At 34.6% G+C, this 18,253-nt stretch carries 21 protein-coding genes and 1 riboswitch; of the genes, 8 read left to right on the top strand and 13 right to left on the bottom strand.

Annotated features, from left to right (window positions below):
• Together arfB and ACM55K_RS06655 are read left to right on the top strand one after the other, a co-directional pair.
• On the top strand, positions 1-405 hold the full coding sequence (gene arfB, locus ACM55K_RS06660; RefSeq protein WP_416849447.1) for an alternative ribosome rescue aminoacyl-tRNA hydrolase ArfB: 405 nt from the start codon (positions 1-3) through the stop codon (positions 403-405).
• A 263-nt stretch (positions 406-668) separates the two neighbouring features.
• Entirely contained in the window at positions 669-2,837 is a 2,169-nt protein-coding gene (locus ACM55K_RS06655) for a TonB-dependent receptor (RefSeq protein ID WP_416849446.1), read from the top strand.
• Between the two features lie 67 nt (positions 2,838-2,904).
• On the opposite strand, the gene ACM55K_RS06650 is transcribed toward ACM55K_RS06655, so the two are convergent.
• Positions 2,905-3,321 carry a Rieske (2Fe-2S) protein gene (locus ACM55K_RS06650; RefSeq protein WP_416849445.1) on the bottom strand — a complete coding sequence of 139 codons (417 nt, stop codon included), beginning with the start codon at positions 3,319-3,321 and terminating at the stop codon, positions 2,905-2,907.
• Between the two features lie 161 nt (positions 3,322-3,482).
• On the opposite strand from ACM55K_RS06650, the gene greA reads away from it, so the two are divergent.
• From greA to ACM55K_RS06635, 3 genes are all read left to right on the top strand, one after another.
• Positions 3,483-3,959, top strand: coding sequence for a transcription elongation factor GreA (gene greA, locus ACM55K_RS06645; protein ID WP_121364313.1), 477 nt, complete (start codon positions 3,483-3,485; stop codon positions 3,957-3,959).
• A 64-nt stretch (positions 3,960-4,023) separates the two neighbouring features.
• Complete coding sequence (locus ACM55K_RS06640) at positions 4,024-4,413, top strand: HIT family protein (RefSeq protein ID WP_416849444.1); 390 nt, start codon at positions 4,024-4,026, stop codon at positions 4,411-4,413.
• A 95-nt stretch (positions 4,414-4,508) separates the two neighbouring features.
• Positions 4,509-5,681, top strand: coding sequence for a transglutaminase domain-containing protein (locus ACM55K_RS06635; protein ID WP_416849443.1), 1,173 nt, complete (start codon positions 4,509-4,511; stop codon positions 5,679-5,681).
• Here ACM55K_RS06635 and ACM55K_RS06630 read toward each other — a convergent pair.
• On the bottom strand, positions 5,673-6,827 hold the full coding sequence (locus ACM55K_RS06630; protein ID WP_416849442.1) for a sensor histidine kinase: 1,155 nt from the start codon (positions 6,825-6,827) through the stop codon (positions 5,673-5,675). The two genes, ACM55K_RS06635 and ACM55K_RS06630, sit on opposite strands and share 9 nt — an antisense overlap.
• Positions 6,828-7,013: 186 nt before the next feature.
• Between ACM55K_RS06630 and ACM55K_RS06625 the strand changes: the two genes are divergently transcribed.
• The 3 genes from ACM55K_RS06625 to aat all read left to right on the top strand — a co-directional run bounded on the left by ACM55K_RS06625 (position 7,014) and on the right by aat (position 9,008).
• Positions 7,014-7,898: a flavin reductase family protein gene (locus tag ACM55K_RS06625; protein ID WP_416849441.1), complete on the top strand. Its 885-nt coding sequence runs from the start codon at positions 7,014-7,016 to the stop codon at positions 7,896-7,898.
• Between the two features lie 18 nt (positions 7,899-7,916).
• The gene (locus tag ACM55K_RS06620; protein ID WP_416849440.1) at positions 7,917-8,294 is read left to right on the top strand and encodes a DUF3127 domain-containing protein; all 378 of its coding nucleotides are present in this window, start codon (positions 7,917-7,919) and stop codon (positions 8,292-8,294) included.
• A 78-nt stretch (positions 8,295-8,372) separates the two neighbouring features.
• Entirely contained in the window at positions 8,373-9,008 is a 636-nt protein-coding gene (gene aat / locus ACM55K_RS06615) for a leucyl/phenylalanyl-tRNA--protein transferase (protein WP_416849439.1), read from the top strand.
• Between the two features lie 93 nt (positions 9,009-9,101).
• Here aat and ACM55K_RS06610 read toward each other — a convergent pair whose 3' ends face one another.
• From ACM55K_RS06610 to ACM55K_RS06560, 11 genes are all read right to left on the bottom strand, one after another.
• Positions 9,102-9,812, bottom strand: coding sequence for a HesA/MoeB/ThiF family protein (locus ACM55K_RS06610; RefSeq protein WP_416849438.1), 711 nt, complete (start codon positions 9,810-9,812; stop codon positions 9,102-9,104).
• 19 nt (positions 9,813-9,831) lie between these two features.
• A complete protein-coding gene (gene thiH, locus ACM55K_RS06605; protein ID WP_416849437.1) occupies positions 9,832-10,953 on the bottom strand; it encodes a 2-iminoacetate synthase ThiH in 1,122 nt (373 codons plus the stop codon).
• A 142-nt stretch (positions 10,954-11,095) separates the two neighbouring features.
• Complete coding sequence (locus ACM55K_RS06600; RefSeq protein WP_416849436.1) at positions 11,096-11,473, bottom strand: GxxExxY protein; 378 nt, start codon at positions 11,471-11,473, stop codon at positions 11,096-11,098.
• Positions 11,474-11,663: 190 nt separating this feature from the next.
• Complete coding sequence (locus ACM55K_RS06595; protein ID WP_416849435.1) at positions 11,664-12,434, bottom strand: thiazole synthase; 771 nt, start codon at positions 12,432-12,434, stop codon at positions 11,664-11,666.
• Positions 12,421-13,053, bottom strand: a complete 633-nt coding sequence (locus tag ACM55K_RS06590; RefSeq protein WP_416849434.1) for a thiamine phosphate synthase — start codon at positions 13,051-13,053, stop codon at positions 12,421-12,423. Before ACM55K_RS06590 ends, ACM55K_RS06595 begins: the two co-directional genes overlap by 14 nt.
• On the bottom strand, positions 13,046-13,801 hold the full coding sequence (locus tag ACM55K_RS06585) for a hydroxymethylpyrimidine/phosphomethylpyrimidine kinase (RefSeq protein WP_416849433.1): 756 nt from the start codon (positions 13,799-13,801) through the stop codon (positions 13,046-13,048). Before ACM55K_RS06585 ends, ACM55K_RS06590 begins: the two co-directional genes overlap by 8 nt.
• Positions 13,774-14,373, bottom strand: coding sequence for a thiamine phosphate synthase (locus tag ACM55K_RS06580; protein ID WP_416849432.1), 600 nt, complete (start codon positions 14,371-14,373; stop codon positions 13,774-13,776). Before ACM55K_RS06580 ends, ACM55K_RS06585 begins: the two co-directional genes overlap by 28 nt.
• A gap of 87 nt (positions 14,374-14,460) precedes the next feature.
• Positions 14,461-16,284, bottom strand: coding sequence for a phosphomethylpyrimidine synthase ThiC (thiC, locus tag ACM55K_RS06575; protein ID WP_416849431.1), 1,824 nt, complete (start codon positions 16,282-16,284; stop codon positions 14,461-14,463).
• Between the two features lie 186 nt (positions 16,285-16,470).
• Positions 16,471-16,677: a sulfur carrier protein ThiS gene (gene thiS / locus ACM55K_RS06570; RefSeq protein ID WP_416849430.1), complete on the bottom strand. Its 207-nt coding sequence runs from the start codon at positions 16,675-16,677 to the stop codon at positions 16,471-16,473.
• Positions 16,678-16,740: 63 nt separating this feature from the next.
• A riboswitch (TPP riboswitch) is annotated at positions 16,741-16,837 on the bottom strand.
• Positions 16,838-16,928: 91 nt separating this feature from the next.
• Entirely contained in the window at positions 16,929-17,489 is a 561-nt protein-coding gene (locus ACM55K_RS06565) for a DNA-3-methyladenine glycosylase I (RefSeq protein WP_416849429.1), read from the bottom strand.
• Positions 17,490-17,491: 2 nt separating this feature from the next.
• Positions 17,492-18,145: a queuosine precursor transporter gene (locus ACM55K_RS06560; RefSeq protein ID WP_416849428.1), complete on the bottom strand. Its 654-nt coding sequence runs from the start codon at positions 18,143-18,145 to the stop codon at positions 17,492-17,494.
• Between the last annotated feature and the right edge of the window lie 108 nt (positions 18,146-18,253).

The following is an 18,253-nucleotide window of genomic DNA, read 5'->3' as shown; positions in this document are numbered from 1 at the left end:
TTGGAAAAAGAAAAAATCATATCAGAATTAACTTTCAAAGCCGTTCGAAGTAGTGGTGCTGGCGGACAAAATGTAAATAAAGTTTCTTCTAAGGTGGTTTTGACTTTTGATTTGAAAAAGTCACAGTCATTGGCCGACGAGGAGAAATTGCTTCTGGAAACTAAATTGTCTTCAAGATTAACAACTGATTTAGTTTTGATTTTGAACTGTGATGAAGATCGCAGTCAACTTAAAAACAAAGAAATTGTGATCAAGCGATTTTTGGAAATAATCAAAAACGGCTTAGTTGTTCCCAAAGAGCGTAAACCCACCAAGATTCCGAAGTCAGTTATTAGAAAACGAATTAAAGATAAAAAGAATATTTCTGAAGTTAAGAAAAATCGCAGGAAACCAGATTTAAATTAATGGAGTTTTTTCAGGTTTTAATTATTTTTCTAAATCTAACAGTGAAAGAATCTAAATATCTAAAAATCTTTGCTAAATTTGCACCGTCTCAAAGGGGTGCTCTAAATAACGAGCTGAGATTATACCCAAAGAACCTGGACAAGTAATGTTGTCAAGGGAAAAAATGACAAAAATAGAGTAAATAGTGCTTTATTTGTCATAGGAAACAATCATTTTAATTTAACAAAAGAATAATTCCCCCTTTTATTCGTAATCTTTTACGGATGAATACTTTATTTTATTTTATTGGCCACAAAGGCAAACACGAGCAGAAGAGAACTTACAAAACTAACGCGCAAGGTTCAAATTTTTTGTTGTCTGTTACCTTTTCTCTATTATCTTTTTATTCCTTTTCCCAAGTCAAAGACACTACCAAAGTTAACCAACTCGATGAAGTATTGGTTTCGGCAATTCGTGTTACTTCAAAAACTCCGGTTAGTTTTAGCAATTTAGATAAAAAAGAACTCAAATTTAGAAACTTGGGGCAGGACATTCCTATTTTAATGAATTATTTACCGTCAGTTGTTACTACTTCCGATGCTGGAAATGGAGTAGGATATACTGGAATCCGTGTTCGTGGTAGCGATGCGACAAGAGTAAATGTCACTATCAATGGAATTCCTTACAATGATTCTGAAAGTCATGGGACTTATTGGGTAAATATGCCAGATTTTGCTTCTTCAGTGGAGAGTTTGCAACTGCAACGCGGTGTAGGAACTTCAACAAATGGAGCTGGTGCTTTTGGTGCGAGTTTAAATATGTTGACTGATTCCTATTCTGATAAAGCAACAGGAGAAATTTCTAATTCTTTTGGAAGTTTTAATACTAGAAAGCATACTGTAAAATTCAGTACGGGATTAATTAATAATCATTTTGAATTGGCGGGACGTTTGTCTGCATTAAAATCGGATGGTTACATTGACAGGGCTAAATCGGATTTAAAATCTTATTTTCTTCAAGGAACGTACGTTGGTAAAACGACTTTAATTAAAGCGTTGGCTTTTGGAGGAAAAGAAAAAACATATCAATCTTGGAATGGAACTGATGGAGATACGATGAATAGCGACAGAACGTTCAATTCTGCCGGAATTTTTACGGATGAATTCGGTCAAACACGGTATTATAACAATGAAACTGATAATTACCAACAAGATCATTATCAATTGCATTGGAACGAAAAAGTTTCCAATAATTGGAGTACGAACTTAGCTTTCCATTATACTAAAGGAAAAGGATATTATGAAAATTATAAAGAAGACGCTGATTTTTCTGATTATGGATTGCAGCCAGTAGGCGTTTTAACAACAACAGATTTAATCCGTCAAAAATGGTTGGATAATGATTTCTATGGAACTACATTTTCTGCAAATTATACAACTGAAAAACTGGACGTCATTTTTGGTGGTGGTTATAACAAATATGAAGGAGACCATTTTGGAAAAGTAATTTGGGCTCGTTTCGCTTCTCAAAGTGAATTGGGAGATCGTTATTATGATGATTTTGCAACCAAAACCGATGGAAATATTTTTGCAAAAGCAAATTATCAAATAACGGAAAAAATAAGCTTATTCGGAGATTTACAACTTAGAAATGTACATTACAAAGCGAATAGTTATGAAACGGGTTCAGTAAATGATAACTTTATTTTTTTCAATCCTAAGACAGGATTGAATTTTGATATCAATGCTAAAAACAAGTTGTACTTTTCGTATGCAAGAGCGAATCGGGAACCAAACAGAACGGATTATGAAGGCGGAAATGCTAAACCAGAAAAGTTGAATGACTTTGAATTGGGTTGGAGATACGTTGCTGATAAAGTGAAATTCAATTCGAATGTCTATTATATGGCGTATAAAGACCAGCTGATATTAACGGGAAAATTAGATGATGTAGGAAGTCCAATTCGTTCTAATAGTGAGAAAAGTTATCGTTTGGGACTGGAAGTTGATGCTACAATTGCGGTATCGGATCAATTTATCATTCGTCCTAATTTTACTTTAAGTGCGAATAAAAACATTGATTTAGCTGTTGAAGGGGAGAATTATGGAACTACTGATATTGCTTATTCACCATCAGTTATTGTTGGAAATATTTTGGTTTACAAACCTACAGAAAACTTTCAAGTATCTTGGATGCAAAAATTTGTGGGAGAACAATACATGAACAATATTGAATTACCTGCTGCAAAGTTGGCAGATTATTTTGTAAATGATTTGAATATTGCTTACGAAATTAAACCCAAATCAGTTTTCAAATCAATTATTTTAACTGGTTTGGTAAACAATGTTTTAGACAAGAAATATGTTTCCAATGGGTATATGTGGGATGTTTATCCATACTATTATCCACAAGCAGGAATTAACTTCTTAGCTGGATTAACACTGAAGTTTTAGATTATTATTAGTTATATTACTTGAAAATCCTGATGGTTTAACTGTCAGGATTTTTTGTTTTATGATTTTAATTATATACTCGAAGTACGTTTCCGTTCACTTCTACACGATATTGTTTTAAAAGGTATTGTTTTCCCGAGCTTTGGCCAGTAAATAAGCTGTATTCTGCATTGTCACAAGGACAAACTACTTTTATTCCCTTTATGGCCATGGTAGAGCAGCTGCTCAAAGCTTGGTTGGGACAAGCGGCATCGAATGCATTATAGCCGCTTCCAGTATTGAATACAAATATCCCTTTGGCACCCACACCAGAGTAATAAATAGCATTACTTGGATACTGGAGATTAGAATATGCGGGTAGATTCATGTTGATATCTAGAGTGAAACTATAATTAGGGAGGTATGGATTTTTATTGTCAAAACCATTGTTACTACAACTAAAGAAAAAAGAAATAATAAAGAAAAGTAGGATGTATTTTTTCATTTTAAAATATAGTAAAAGAATTAGCGAAACAAATTTAATTTATTTAACTTTGAATTATATATGATTAACATATATTTATAGGCTAAAAAAATTAATAATATCTTTGTGGAAAGAAATCCCGTCCTGATGGGATTTTTTCTATTTATATAAATGACCAAATTATGAGCACAGTATCTTATTACACCGCGGAAGGATTAAAGAAGTTAAGAGAAGAATTGGATTATTTGAAAAGTGTAATGCGTCCAAAAGCATCTGCAGATATAGCTGAGGCAAGAGATAAAGGTGATTTGTCTGAAAATGCAGAATATGATGCCGCTAAAGAGGCACAAGGAATGTTGGAAATGCGAATCGCAAAATTGGAAGAAGTACATTCTAATGCTCGATTAATTGACGAAACGCATCTTGATGTTTCTAAAGTGTTGGTTTTGTCCAATGTGAAAATCAAAAACCAAACCAATGGAATGGAAATGAAATATACATTGGTTGCCGAAAGTGAAGCGGATTTAAAAACAGGAAAAATCTCTGTAACCTCTCCAATTGGTAAAGGTTTACTGGGGAAATCAGTGGGTGAATTTGCTGAGATTACGGTTCCTAATGGCGTTTTGAAATTCGAAATTTTAGAAATTTCCCGCGACTAAACCCAGTTTCAGTTATTTAAAGGGCTAGTTTTTTAATGTTATAATCAAATATCATAAATCAAAGATGTCAAGTATTTTTACAAAAATCATAAACGGAGAAATTCCTTGTTATAAAATAGCAGAAGATGATAATTTTTTGGCGTTTTTGGATGTAAATCCTAATGCAAAAGGACATACACTTTGTGTTCCAAAACAGGAAATCGATAAGATTTTTGATGTTGAAGATGATTTGTACATAGGTCTTATGCAGTTCTCAAAAAAAATAGCCATTGCATTGGAGAAAACAGTTCCTTGTAAAAGAATTGGAATGGCCGTTATAGGTCTTGAAGTTCCTCATGCTCACGTTCATTTGATTCCTTTAAATGAAATGGATGAAATGCGTTTTCAAAATAAAGTGTCGCTTTCAAAAGAAGAATTTGAAGCATTGGTAATAAGCATTCAAACTAATTTATAATAGTTGCACAAATAAAATAAATTGGTACGGTTTTCGTTCAGAAAGGGAATAGGTGAAAGCTTATTCCCTTTTAATTTATGAGTCTATCCAGTAAGATGAAAAATATTTATATACTGCTTTCTTTATTTTTATCCGTTTTAAGTTTCGGTCAGGTTAATGCAGGATATGCTTTGATTGACAGGAAAATGGCTGCTATTTCTACAAGTTCCACTAATTCTACGGAGGCCATTGCCAATTATATAAATGCTAACTTTAAAACAGATTCCGATAAAATTCGTGCTGTTTTTTATTGGACTGCATTCAATATTAGTTACGATGTTGCTAATATGTATGCTGTGAATTTTAATGAAACTTCACAAGAGCAAATAACGAAAACCTTAAAAACAAAGAAAGGAGTTTGTATTCATTATGCTGAGGTCTTTAATGATATTTCGAATAAAATTGGAATACAATCATACATAATAGAAGGCTATACCAAACAATATGGAAAAGTGGCAAACTTGGCTCATGCTTGGTGTGCTGCAAAAATTGATAATAAGTGGTATTTATTTGACCCTACCTGGGGTTCCGGTTATGTCAACAATGGGAAATTTTTTAAAAAATTAAATGAGAATTATTTTAAGGCAGAGCCCACAAAATTGATTTCTTCTCATATTTCGTTTGATTATTTATGGCAGTTTTTAAATTATCCAATTACCAATAATGAGTTTTATGAAGGAACAACTCAAATTAATAAATCGAAGAAATATTTCAATTTTGAGAACGAAATTGCCAAATTCAATAATTTATCAGAAATCGATAAATTATTTGAGTCTGCCGCAAGGATAGAAAAAAATGGAGTTAAAAATGCCATGATTTCAGAACGTCTGGAAGGGAAAAAGAAAGAGATAACCTATTTACGACAAAACTCGAATATTGAAAAATTGAATTCAATAGTCAACAATTACAACGAGGCCGTTGTTTTATTAAATGACTTTGTTCATTACAGAAATAATAAGTTTAAGCCCAGCTTGTCTGACGATGAAATTAGCAGCATGATTCAAGCTCCAATTGAAAAATTAGCAAAATGTCAAGATGCTGTTTACACAATTGGTTCGGTTGGAACTGGAAATTCCTCTAGTTTGACTTCGTTAAAAAAATCTATCAATGATGTTTTGGCGCAAGCAAAAGAACATGAGTCATTTGTACAGGAATATTTGAGTAAGTCAAAAATCGTCAGAAAGACTATGTTTACAAAGGTTTCTTGGTTTGGAGTTCCGCTAAACTAAATTGCTTTTTTTAAAACTGACTTGCATAGTTGTCCCTTTTCCTATTTCGGAATTTAGGACTTTTATGGTTCCCTTGTGATATTCTTCCACAATTCTTTTGGTTAAAGAAAGTCCTAAACCCCAACCTCGCTTTTTAGTAGTAAAACCAGGTTCGAATATGGTTTTGAATTGTTTTTTCTGGATTCCACCTCCGGAATCTATGATGTTTATGTTAACAGTATTGCCTTCTTGCTCAATTTCTAAAGCTAATTTTCCTCTTCCTTTCATCGCATCAATAGCATTTTTTACCAGATTTTCTATCGTCCAGCTGTGCAAAGTAGGATTAAGCGAAACGATAATGGGTGTTTTTGGTGCTTTAAATGAAAATTCAATTTGTTTCGAAAATCGAGATTGCAAATAATCATAAGACTGAAGCGTTTCTGCGATAATATCTTTGTTTTCTAATTTTGGTTCCGAACCTATTTTCGAAAAACGATCGGTTATGGTTTGCAAGCGCTCAATGTCTTTTTCAATTTCGAAAGTAGTGCTTTCATCTACATTTTCGGCTTTCAAGAGTTCTACCCAGCCTATCAATGAAGAAAGTGGGGTTCCTATTTGGTGTGCGGTTTCTTTCGCCATTCCTGCCCAAAGTTTATTTTGCGTGGCCATTTTGGTACTTCGATAGAAATTATAAACTAAGCCACCAAATAGTACTATAATAAGCAATAAAGCAATCGGGTAATATTTTAGTTTGTTCAATAATGCTGAATTACCATAATATAGTTTTTGAAATTTTCCAGGGACATATTCAATTACAATGGGATCATTTTCGTTTTTTAAATCGTGTAAAAATGCGTTTGCCTTGGGTTTGTCTTTTACAATGGCATCATCAATATTTACTGTATTTATGATGCTGTCTTTCTCTGTAAGTATAATAGGAATTGTAGTGTTGTCACTGAAAATCTGAAGCGGAAGTTCCACATCAGTATTTTCACCTGCATTGATGAGCGTCTTTTGGGCTTTTGCCCAAAGATTCATTTTTAAACGTTCTTCATTTTTGAAGATTTGAAAAAATGTGTAAGTGTTCCAAAGAATTAGTGAAATTATGAAAAAAGAAGCAAAAATAATAATCCAACGGGTTGTATTTTTTCTTTCTGAAAATTGCATAAATTAAGATTTGAGGTATAAATATAACGAAATAGGAGCATTATTATTTTAGTTTTTTACAAAGAATTATTTTAGTAAAAACTATTCAAATTATTTGTTCTTAAATTGTTAATCGTCCTTTTTAAATTTAAACCATTTACTTACTTTTGTTAGCTAAGAAACGTATTTACATACAAAGAAAAAAGAATGATTAGTATTGATCCTAAAAGTATTGAAACGACAAGGTTGCAAGGCTATTTGCAAAGTTCAGTAGGACCAAGGCCTATCGCTTTTGCGAGTACTATTGGCGTCAATGGAATTCCTAATTTATCGCCTTTTAGTTTCTTTAATGTGTTCAGTGCTAATCCTCCAATCCTCATATTTTCACCAGCAAGACGAGTTCGGGATAATTCGATTAAACATACTTTAATTAATGCCGAAGCGACTCGTGAAGTGGTAATTAATGTGGTGAATTATGATATGGTTCAACAAACATCTTTAGCAAGTACGGAATATGCTGATGGTGTCAATGAGTTTGTAAAATCAGGTTTGACGCCGATTCCTTCTGATGTTGTAAAACCCTTCAGGGTAAAAGAATCACCGGTACAATTTGAATGTAAAGTCACCCAGATTATTCCTTTGGGAAGTGAAGGAGGAGCGGGAAATTTAATACTTTGTGAGGTATTGAGAATTCATATTGATGAAGCAGTTTTGGACGAAAACGGAGCGATTGACCAGTATAAAATAGATTTGGTTTCCAGATTGGGCGGGAACTGGTATTCCAGATCAAACCAAGGACTTTTTGAAGTGCCAAAACCACTATCAACATTAGGAATTGGGGTAGATGCTATTCCCAGTTTTATAAAAGAAAGCCTTGTTTTTGATGGAAATGATTTGGGAATATTAGGAAATATTGAAGCCTTGCCTACAATGGAAGAAGTTAGTATATTTGTACAACAGAATTTTGCTGTAAAAGGCGTTTTAAGTTCTGATGATCAGCAAAAAGTGCACTTGGAGGCTAAAAAATATCTGGATACTAATGATGTTTTGTCTGCTTGGAAAGTGCTTTTAGCAAAAAAACAACTTAAATAACAATAAAAAATAACGAAGATGGAAGTTACAGGAAAAATCAAAATGCTTGGGGATGCTAAAAATGTAGGAAACGGTAGTTTCTTAAAAAGAGAGCTTGTAGTAACAACAGAAGAACAATATCCACAACATATTTTAGTGGAATTTGTACAAGATAAATGTGATTTATTGAATAGTTTTAAAGTAGGTGAAGCGGTAAAAGTTTCTATCAATTTAAGAGGACGCGAATGGGTAGATCCACAAGGTGTGACTAAATATTTCAATGCAATCCAAGGATGGAGAGTAGAAAGATTAGCGGCTGATGCACCTAATGCGCAAATGCCTCCAATGCCAGCTGCTGAAGCATTTGCTCCAGCTACAAACTTAAACGAAGAAGAAGCAGACGATTTGCCATTTTAAGCATTTGATTTTCTTTTGATATAGTTAACAAACCCGACAGTTATAGAATAGCTGTCGGGTTTTATTTTTTAATAAAGAATGTATTATTTAACTGCAGCACTATTCTTTCCTCCAGTTTCTCAGACTAATTCTACGGGTATTCTCGCTCTTGGGGGAGATTTGTCTACTGAACGTTTGCAACTTGCTTACAAAAGTGGAATTTTTCCATGGTTTGAAGATGGAGAACCTATTACATGGTGGTCACCAAATCCCAGAATGGTTTTGTTTCTGGATGAGTTGATTGTTTCAAAAAGTATGCGTAATATTCTTAATCGCAATATTTTTAAAGTTACTTTCAACCAGAATTTTAGAGATGTCATTTCGAATTGCCAAAACATAAAACGCAATGGTCAAAATGGGACTTGGATTACCAATGATATGATCGAAGCCTATTGTAAATTACATGAATTAGGTATTGCTAAATCTGTTGAGGTTTGGCAAGATGATGAGTTGGTGGGTGGTTTGTATGGTATCGATTTAGGACATGTTTTCTGTGGTGAAAGTATGTTTTCTACAGTTTCAAATGCTTCAAAAGTGGCTTTTATTGCTTTGGTAAACCAATTGAAAGCAGCGAATTATAAATTATTGGATTGTCAGGTTTATAATCCGCATCTGGAAAGCTTGGGCTGCAGAGAGATTGAGAGAGAAGAATTTATGGAAATATTGGGTAAATAGTGTTCAGTTTTCAGGCTGTAGACTTATTAAAGATAACAGAAATAAATAACTACTGTGACTGATTTTACTGCCAACTGCGACTGAAAACTTCTCCTAAAACTTCAGCTTTGTAAAACTCCACTCCAAAGTATTATAAAGTACCAATTCATTTTCTAATGTTGGTAAATCCATTATCAGTTTCAGAGTTTCATGTGCCATCATTGTTCCTATAATTCCCGGGAGTGTGCCCATTACACCATTAAAGTTGCAATTGGGAACATCTTTTGGATTTGGTGGTTCTGGGAATAGATCACGAAGATTTTTATTTCCATTATGGTTGAAAACCGCTATTTGTCCTTCAAATTTCAAAATGCTGCCGTAAATTAAGGATTTTCCTAATTTTACGCAGGTATCATTTACCAGATAACGGGTTTCAAAGTTATCACAACCGTCGACAACTATATCAAAATCCATGATGATTTGTGCGGCGTTTTCAGTGGTTAATTTTTCTTCAAAAGATATAACATGAATCAATGGGTTTAAAGTTTTTAAAACTGATTTTGCCGTAAGTGCTTTTGAATTGCCAACTTGTTGCTCCGTATATAAAATTTGACGGTGCAAGTTGTGCAATTCGATTTTGTCGAAATCAACTATTCCAATTGTTCCCACTCCGGCGGTTGCCATATATTGTAAAATAGGACAGCCCAATCCGCCTGCGCCAATCACTATAACTTTAGCTTTTTTGAGTTTTTCTTGTCCCGAATCACCTATTTCTGGCAACATCATCTGGCGGTTGTATCGTAAAAAATCTTGAATGATACTCATGTTTTAGAAATCTAAAAGGTTAATCTATAATGGTATAACTTCTGTCCCAATCCTTCCAAACCGGCTCGTATCCTTTACTGGAAATAATTTTTGCAATCTCGGCAGCGGAACGTTCATCACTGATTTCAAATTGCTCCAATGATTGTGGGTCAACCACATAACCACCGGGATTAGTTTTAGAACCTGCACTCATACTGGTAATCCCAATTGGAATAATATTATCACGGAATTTTTCGTTTTCACGGGTTGACAGGGAGATTTCTAAGTCTTCATTCCATAAACGGTAGGCACAAATGAGTTGGGTCAAATCGGCATCATCCATGATAAAGTTAGGCTCAATAACTCCTTCTGCCGGTCGTAATCTGGGGAAAGAAACCGCATATTTAGTTTGCCAATAGGTTTTTTGTAAATAATCTAAATGCAAGGCATTGAAAAAACTGTCCGTACGCCAATCTTCTAATCCTAATAAAACGCCCAATCCAATTTTATGAATACCCGCAGTTCCTACTCGGTCGGGTGTTTCTAAACGAAAATCAAAATTGGATTTCTTCCCTTTTGTGTGATACTGTTTATAAACATCACGATGATAGGTTTCCTGGTATACTAAAATTGAATAGACACCAGCGTCATGTAATTGCTCATATTCTTCTGTAGAAAGTGGTTGTACTTCTGCGGAAATGGTCGAAAAATCATTTTTTATTTGTGTAATCGACTTTAGAAAATAATGAATATTTACAGTCTGATTGGCTTCGCCAGTCACTAACAAAACATGATCAAACCCCGCTTTTTTTAAGACCTCGGTTTCTAGCGTAATTTCATTTTCTGTAAGCGTTTTTCGTTTGATTTTGTTGTCTAAACTAAAACCACAATACGTGCAAATGTTTTGGCATTCGTTGCTTAAATACAAAGGCGCATACATCTGAATCGTTTTGCCAAATCTTTTTTTGGTTAATTCATGCGCCAGCTGTGCCATTTGCTCTAAATAAGGTAGGGCAGCAGGTGAAATCAATGCCAAAAAATCATCGAGATTGCGTTTACTTTTGGCTAATGCGCATTCGACTTCTAATGAAGTAGTCTGATATATTTTGGATTTAATGATATCCCAATCGTAGTTGTCAAAAACCGATTTAAATGTTTTCATTGTTTTGTTTTTTTAGCGCAAAAAGAATATGCTTTTTTTGGCACGCAGATTCTGCAGATTTTTGCAGATTTTTTTAACCGTTTATTTCAATTTTTATCTGCATAAATCTGCAAAATCTGCGTGCTAATTTTTAATTCTAAATTTATATTTTATTTGCAATTCGTTTAATGTCATCTAAAATAGTGACAGTATTGAAATTGACCAGGATTCCTAGTTTTTTATTAGTAAGTTTTAAATAGTTTGTAATTTGTTTATAATGTATAGGCGCTAAATCCTCAACTGATTTTAACTCAATAATTACTTTGTCTTCTACTAATAAATCAATTTTAAAAGCAACATCTAATATGATTTTGTCGTAAGGAATAGTGATTTCAAGTTGTCTTTCAACTTTTAAATTTATTTTAGTTAATTCATAATATAAAGCACTTTCATAAACAGATTCAAATAAACCTGGACCGAGTGTATTGTATACCTTGAAAATCGCTCCACGTATTTCATATGAAATTTCATTTTCTGTCATTTTTTAAGAAATTTAAAAATTAGTACTAATTAAAAATTAAATGTAGTTAATTTAATACAATTATATATTTCTGTTGCACGCAAAATACGAGAATTTTCGTATATTTTTTTTAAAGTTTTTATCTGCGTAAATCTGTAAAATCTGCGTGCCATTTTTTCAGTGGTTTTCTTGTCAATAAACTAAAAATATATTACTCATACAAAAACGCTGTCAAAGGACTTGAAGCCATCGCACGATTTACTTTTTGTGCTAATTGCGCTTCGTAGGCTTTTCGGCCCGCAATAACGGCTTCTCTGAAAGCCTCTGCCATCAATATTGGGTTTCCGGCAACGGCAATTGCTGTATTTACCAAAACCGCATCAGCTCCAAGTTCCATCGCTTTTGCAGCATCGGATGGTGCGCCAATTCCGGCATCTATAATCACGGGAACTTTGCTCTGTTCAATTATTATTTCTAAAAAATCGATGGTTTTTAATCCTTTATTACTGCCAATTGGAGAACCTAACGGCATCACAGCCGAAGTTCCTGCGTCTTCCAGTCGTTTACATAAAACCGGATCCGCATGGATGTAAGGCAAAATGATAAATCCTAATTTGGCTAATGCCTCGGTAGCTTTTAAGGTTTCGATAGCATCAGGCATCAAATATTTTGGATCGGGATGAATTTCCAGTTTAAGCCAATTGGTTTCTAATGCCTCCCGAGCTAATTGTGCTGCAAAAATGGCTTCTTTAGCATTTCGAGCGCCAGAAGTATTGGGTAGCAAATTAATCAGCGGATTTCTAAGATGTGATAAAATGGCATCCGTTTCAGTTTCTAAATCCACACGTTTTAATGCTACGGTAACTAATTCGCTTCCAGAAGCTAAAATGGCTTCTTCCATCTGTTGATTGGAACCGAATTTCCCTGTGCCTAAAAACAAGCGGGATTGAAAGGTTTTATCTCCTATTTTAAATGGTAACATATAATTTTTCGTTAAGTTGAGTGATAAGTTGGGTTGGATTTTCGTTTTGTGTAATCAAACCGGAAACGGCAATGCCATAAATTCCTGTTTCCATTATACTTTCGACATTTTCCAGTGCGATACCTCCAATCGCATAAATGGGAATTTGAATATTTTTTATTTTCATTTGTTCGGTAATCAATCGATACCCTTCAAGCCCTAAAATTGGACTTAAATTTTGTTTGGTTGCAGTAAATTGAAACGGACCCAGACCAATATAATCACAGTTTTCGGCTGTTCTTTGGAGCACATCTTCAAAAGTATTTGCAGTTCCTCCAATGATTTTTGTTTTTCCCAAAAGTACTCGGGCTTCTGCAACATTCATATCACTCAAACCTAAATGAACCCCATCGGCATCCAATTGTTGTGCTAAATAGACATTGTCATTGATGATGAAAACTGCTAAATATTCTTTACATAATGTTTTTACGGCTTCCGCCAAAGTGAAAACTTCAAGAGCGTTTTGATTTTTGAATCGTACTTGTATCCAATCGCAACCATTGTCCAGTGCTTTGTGAATGTTATACAATTGTTCTTCGACTGTATTTCCTTGCGAAATGTATTGTAGCTTATTATACATGATGGTATCCTAATTTTGTTTGGTTAGATTCTAAGTAAGTTTCTATATATTTTTTGGCGTTGGTGCAAGCTGTTTTCAGGTCTTGTCCCAAAGCTAAATTTGCCGTAATCGCTGATGATAATACACAGCCAGAGCCATGTTTTTCGAAAACCAAAGTGTTATTTGGCGCAAGCCTGAATATCTCATTTCCGGTATATAAATAATCGATACCAACTGCAAATGGATTATGACCTCCTTTAAGTAAAGTCGAACAATATTTAGAAAGTTCCAGAGCGATTAAAACAGGGTTTTTTTCGACCGACGAGAATTGTAAAATCTCATTGTAATTGGGCGTTATTAAATCTATTTTTTTTAATATTTCTATCAAAATAGCTTGATTTTCAATCGTTATAAAATTGAATTCGCTACTGGATTTCAAAACCGTATCCCAAACTATTTTTGTTTTTGGCGAAAGCTTTTTTACAAGTGAAACAATTTCTTTTAAATAATCCAACGAAGGAACAATTCCAATTTTTACTGCTTTGATAGTATACTTTTGAAGCAGTTTGTCCAATGATTTCAAAACAAAATCTATGTCAGTCCATTGCATTTCGAAGAACTCATTTTCGGTTTGAATGGTGTTGCCGGTATTGACCGCAAAACCATATACATGATGTTGCTCGAATGTTTTCGCATCCGCCAAAACTCCTGCGCCTCCAGAAGGATCAAAGCCTGCAATTGTTAATACGAAAGGTCTGCTTTCTTGCATAGTTTAAAATTTTCTATTGGATTGTTATTGTTCCAAATGGTGCCTAAAAGCGCCACATCATCAAAGCCATATTCTAATGCGGTTTTGATTTTATCGGATGTAATTCCTCCGAGTGCAATTAATGCTGTTTTGTTATTCTTTCTATTTTCTAATTCTATTCTAAAGTCACTATTCGAAGTGTAATTTGGTTTAGAAATACTTTCGAAAACCGGCCCAAAAAAAGCGTAATCAAATACATTGGATAATTTTTCAAAATCAGCCATTTTATGGATGGAAGTGGAGAGTTTAAATTCTCGTTCTTTCCATTTTTTCAAATTTCCCTCGGATGTTTCGGCTCTCATTTTTTCCGTAAAATGGATTCTGGTAATTCCAAAATCTTCCGCCAATTCATGGTATTGATGTAATACTAATTTTGAACGAAATTCCATTTCTATTTTCGATAAAAACAGCTTCATTTCGGCTGCAGAAAAATCTGGTTTTCGAACATGAAAGAACTGCAATCCTTCTTTAAAAAGTTGAAGGATGAGGTTAATTTCATTCTCGATTGGAGTTGGATTTGAGATTACAATCATGTTGAGAGGTATTAAGAGAGAAGTATTAAGTATTAAGTTTTGGGTCTTTTTCAAACATCTTGATACTTAATACTCCTAATCTTATATCTAGCTATAAATTTCTTTTCCGCTTTCTACAAATTCTTGTGATTTCTCTTGCATCCCTTTTTCCGCTTCGGCAACATCACGGATTTCCTGAGAGATTTTCATAGAACAGAATTTTGGACCACACATCGAGCAAAAATGAGCCACTTTTGCACCATCTGCCGGTAATGTTTCATCATGAAATTCACGAGCTGTATCTGGATCTAATGATAAGTTGAATTGGTCTTCCCAACGAAATTCAAATCGTGCTTTGCTTAATGCATTGTCACGGTATTGCGATCCGGGATGACCTTTGGCCAAATCAGCGGCATGTGCCGAAATCTTATAAGTGATAACACCGTCTTTTACATCTTTTTTGTTGGGTAAACCAAGGTGTTCTTTTGGCGTAACATAACATAACATCGCACAACCGTACCAACCAATCATTGCCGCACCAATAGCAGAAGTGATGTGGTCATAACCCGGGGCAATATCTGTTGTTAATGGCCCTAAAGTATAAAAAGGTGCTTCATCACAATGTTCCAATTGTTTGTCCATATTTTCTTTAATCATGTGCATCGGCACGTGACCAGGACCTTCAATAAATACTTGGACATCGTGTTTCCAAGCTACTTTTGTCAGTTCGCCAAGAGTTTCCAATTCGGCAAATTGAGCGGCATCATTCGCATCAGCAATAGAACCTGGGCGTAAACCATCTCCTAAAGAAAAAGCTACGTCATACTGTTTCATGATTTCGCAAATTTCCTCGAAATGGGTGTAAAGGAAGTTTTCTTTGTGATGAAACAAACACCATTTTGCCATGATAGAACCCCCACGGGAAACAATTCCGGTAACGCGGTTGGCTGTTAAATGAATGTAACGCAATAAAACGCCGGCGTGAATAGTGAAATAAGAAACACCTTGTTCCGCTTGTTCTATTAAAGTATCACGGAATACTTCCCAAGTTAAATCTTCGGCAACACCATTTACTTTTTCCAAAGCTTGGTAAATAGGCACCGTTCCGATTGGTACAGGAGAATTTCTAATAATCCATTCTCTGGTTTCGTGAATGTTTTTACCTGTTGATAAATCCATAATCGTATCAGCTCCCCAGCGACAAGCCCAAACTGCTTTTTCTACTTCTTCTTCGATAGTTGAAGTTACGGCGCTGTTCCCGATATTGGCATTAATTTTTACCAAGAAATTACGTCCCACAATCATTGGTTCGCTTTCAGGATGGTTGATGTTATTTGGAATAATGGCACGACCTCGCGCTACTTCGCTACGGACAAATTCAGGTGTAATTTTAGATTTTGGCGTATTAGCTCCAAAACTGTTTCCGCCGTGTTGGCATTGCATGGCTTTGGTTTGTTCATTTATCAATTCCAAGCGTTGGTTTTCACGAATGGCAATGTATTCCATTTCGGGAGTGATGATTCCTTGTTTTGCATAATACAATTGGGAAACATTGGCTCCTTTTTTGGCACGCATGGGTTTGTGTAAATATTCAAAACGCAGTTCGTTTAGTTTTTCGTCGTTCAGACGTTTTTTTCCATATTCAGAAGATATTTCAGTCAATTCTTCTACATCATTACGATCCAGAATCCATTGTTCACGAATGCGGGGCAGTCCTTTTCGAATGTCGATTTCGATATTTGGATCGGTGAATGGACCTGAAGTATCGTAAACGGTTACGGGAGGATTTTTTTCTATTCGTCCATTTGACATTTTAGTGTCTGCCAATACAATTTCTCGCATCGCTACTTTTATGGGATGAATGGTTCCGTCTACGTAAATTTTTGTAGAATTTGGGAAAGGAGTTCTTGAGATTTTTTCTTCGTTATTCATTTGTTTGAATTTTATGATTTTAGGAGTGTTGGTCTTCTGCTAGGGATAGTAATGGAAAGCCCGTAAAGTTGAAAGCCAAATAAAACAAGGATTAGTGAAGCGACCGTAAGGAAGCTTTGACTAAGGCTATGTTTTATAGGATTGCAACTGCGGACTTGAAATGGATAGCCCGCCCGAGCAGCTAAACTATCCTCCTTGAGTTGCAGAGATGATGAGAATGTCGTCGGTTTCTTGTATTGGGTGAGAATTCCAGGTAGATTTTGGAATAACGGTATTGTTAATGGCTACGGCAATTCCGTTTTGTTTGATGGGAATTTCCAAGTCAAGAAGTGCCTGAACAGTTAGACTGTCAGTTGTAAATTGTTTTGTTTGATTGTTGATTTTAAGCTCCATTCCTTTTGAATTTAGTATACAGTTATACTTTAGGAATGGCTACAATGACACATAAATGTGCGCAGAAGTCATCTTACTTTTCCCTACGCTAGTATGAACTAGATCAGGTTCAGAGGGTAATTCTCAGCCTACAATGTTGTAGACACCCCTAAAGTGTGGAGCAAAAATAGGATATTATTTAATACGGGATTCTTAAATTTTAAAAAAAAATAAAACTTTTCAAACTTGTTTTGTTATTGATTTTTAAAAAGTTACTGTTTTTTCCAGCAATCGGCCACGTGGTCATCCACCATTCCTGTTGCTTGCATATGTGCATAAACTACGGTAGAACCGACGAATTTAAAACCGCGTTTTTTCAAATCTTTACTGATAGCGTCAGAAAGTGGAGTAGTGGAAGGAACTTCTTTTAGGGACTGTCGGTTGTTTTGAATTGGTTTTCCGTCAGTGAATTCCCAAATGTATTTGGAGAAACTACCAAATTCATCCTGTACTTTCATAAAGGCAACCGCATTTAAAACTGCCGATCTAATTTTTAATTGGTTTCGAATTATACCTGCGTTTTGAAGTAATTCCTGGATTTTATCTTCGGTATAACTGGCAACTTTTTTATAGTCAAAATCATCAAAAGCTAATTTGAAGTTTTCTCTCTTTTTTAAGATTGTAATCCAACTTAATCCAGCCTGAAAAGTTTCGAGGATTAGGAATTCAAATAATTTTTGATCGTCATAAACGGGAACTCCCCATTCTTCATCATGATATTTTTCGTAAATATCAATGCCAACACACCATTTACATCTCGTTTTTTCTTCCATGATTATTCTGTTTCTTCGGACAAATATTTTTTTATTAAATGGTGTCCCAAATAAATTAGCGGAGTCAATAAAACAGCAATTCCTAGTTTAAACGTATAACCTATTATTGCAGAACTTAAAAAAGTGTCAAAGTTGATTTTACCGGGTAACCAAAATGCAATTCCTAAAACAATAAAGGAATCGAATAATTGTGAAACAACTGTAGATCCGGTTGTTCTGAGCCATATTTTTCGCTCACCTGTTCTGTTTTTGAAAAACCAAAATACGCTTACATCAATCAATTGGGAAACTAAAAAAGCTATGATGCTGCCGGCAATAATCCACATACTTTGACCAAAGACAGCATAAAATTGATCATCGTTTACAGGGCTAATTCCTTTTGCTGCGGGAACAAGTATGGCTAGAAGTAAAATGATAAAGGCGTAGGCGATTAAACAAGCCGTAATATAGGATAGTTTTTTCACTCCTTTTTCTCCAAAGTATTCATTGATTAAATCGGTGGTGAGGAAAACTATAGGCCATGGTAAAATACCGATACTCATAACGAAAGGTCCTACTTGTATCAATTTTCCACCAATTAATTCGGCTACAACAGCATTAGTGATAAAGATCCCGGCGAGGATAACGAATACGAGCTCTTTTTTGGTTTTAAACATAGAAAACGATTAGTTTTTCAAATTTAGTATTTTAATTTCTTTTTTAGATAATAAAAAAAATCCCATCTCGTTTTTTCAAACAAGATGGGATTTTTTATAAATACGGGG

The sequence above is a fragment of the Flavobacterium arabinosi genome (genome assembly GCF_048158725.1).
GTDB classification, from domain to species: Bacteria; Bacteroidota; Bacteroidia; order Flavobacteriales; family Flavobacteriaceae; genus Flavobacterium; species Flavobacterium arabinosi.
Note: the sequence above shows the minus strand (reverse complement) of the source record. Positions and strands in the feature narration are given on the sequence as shown.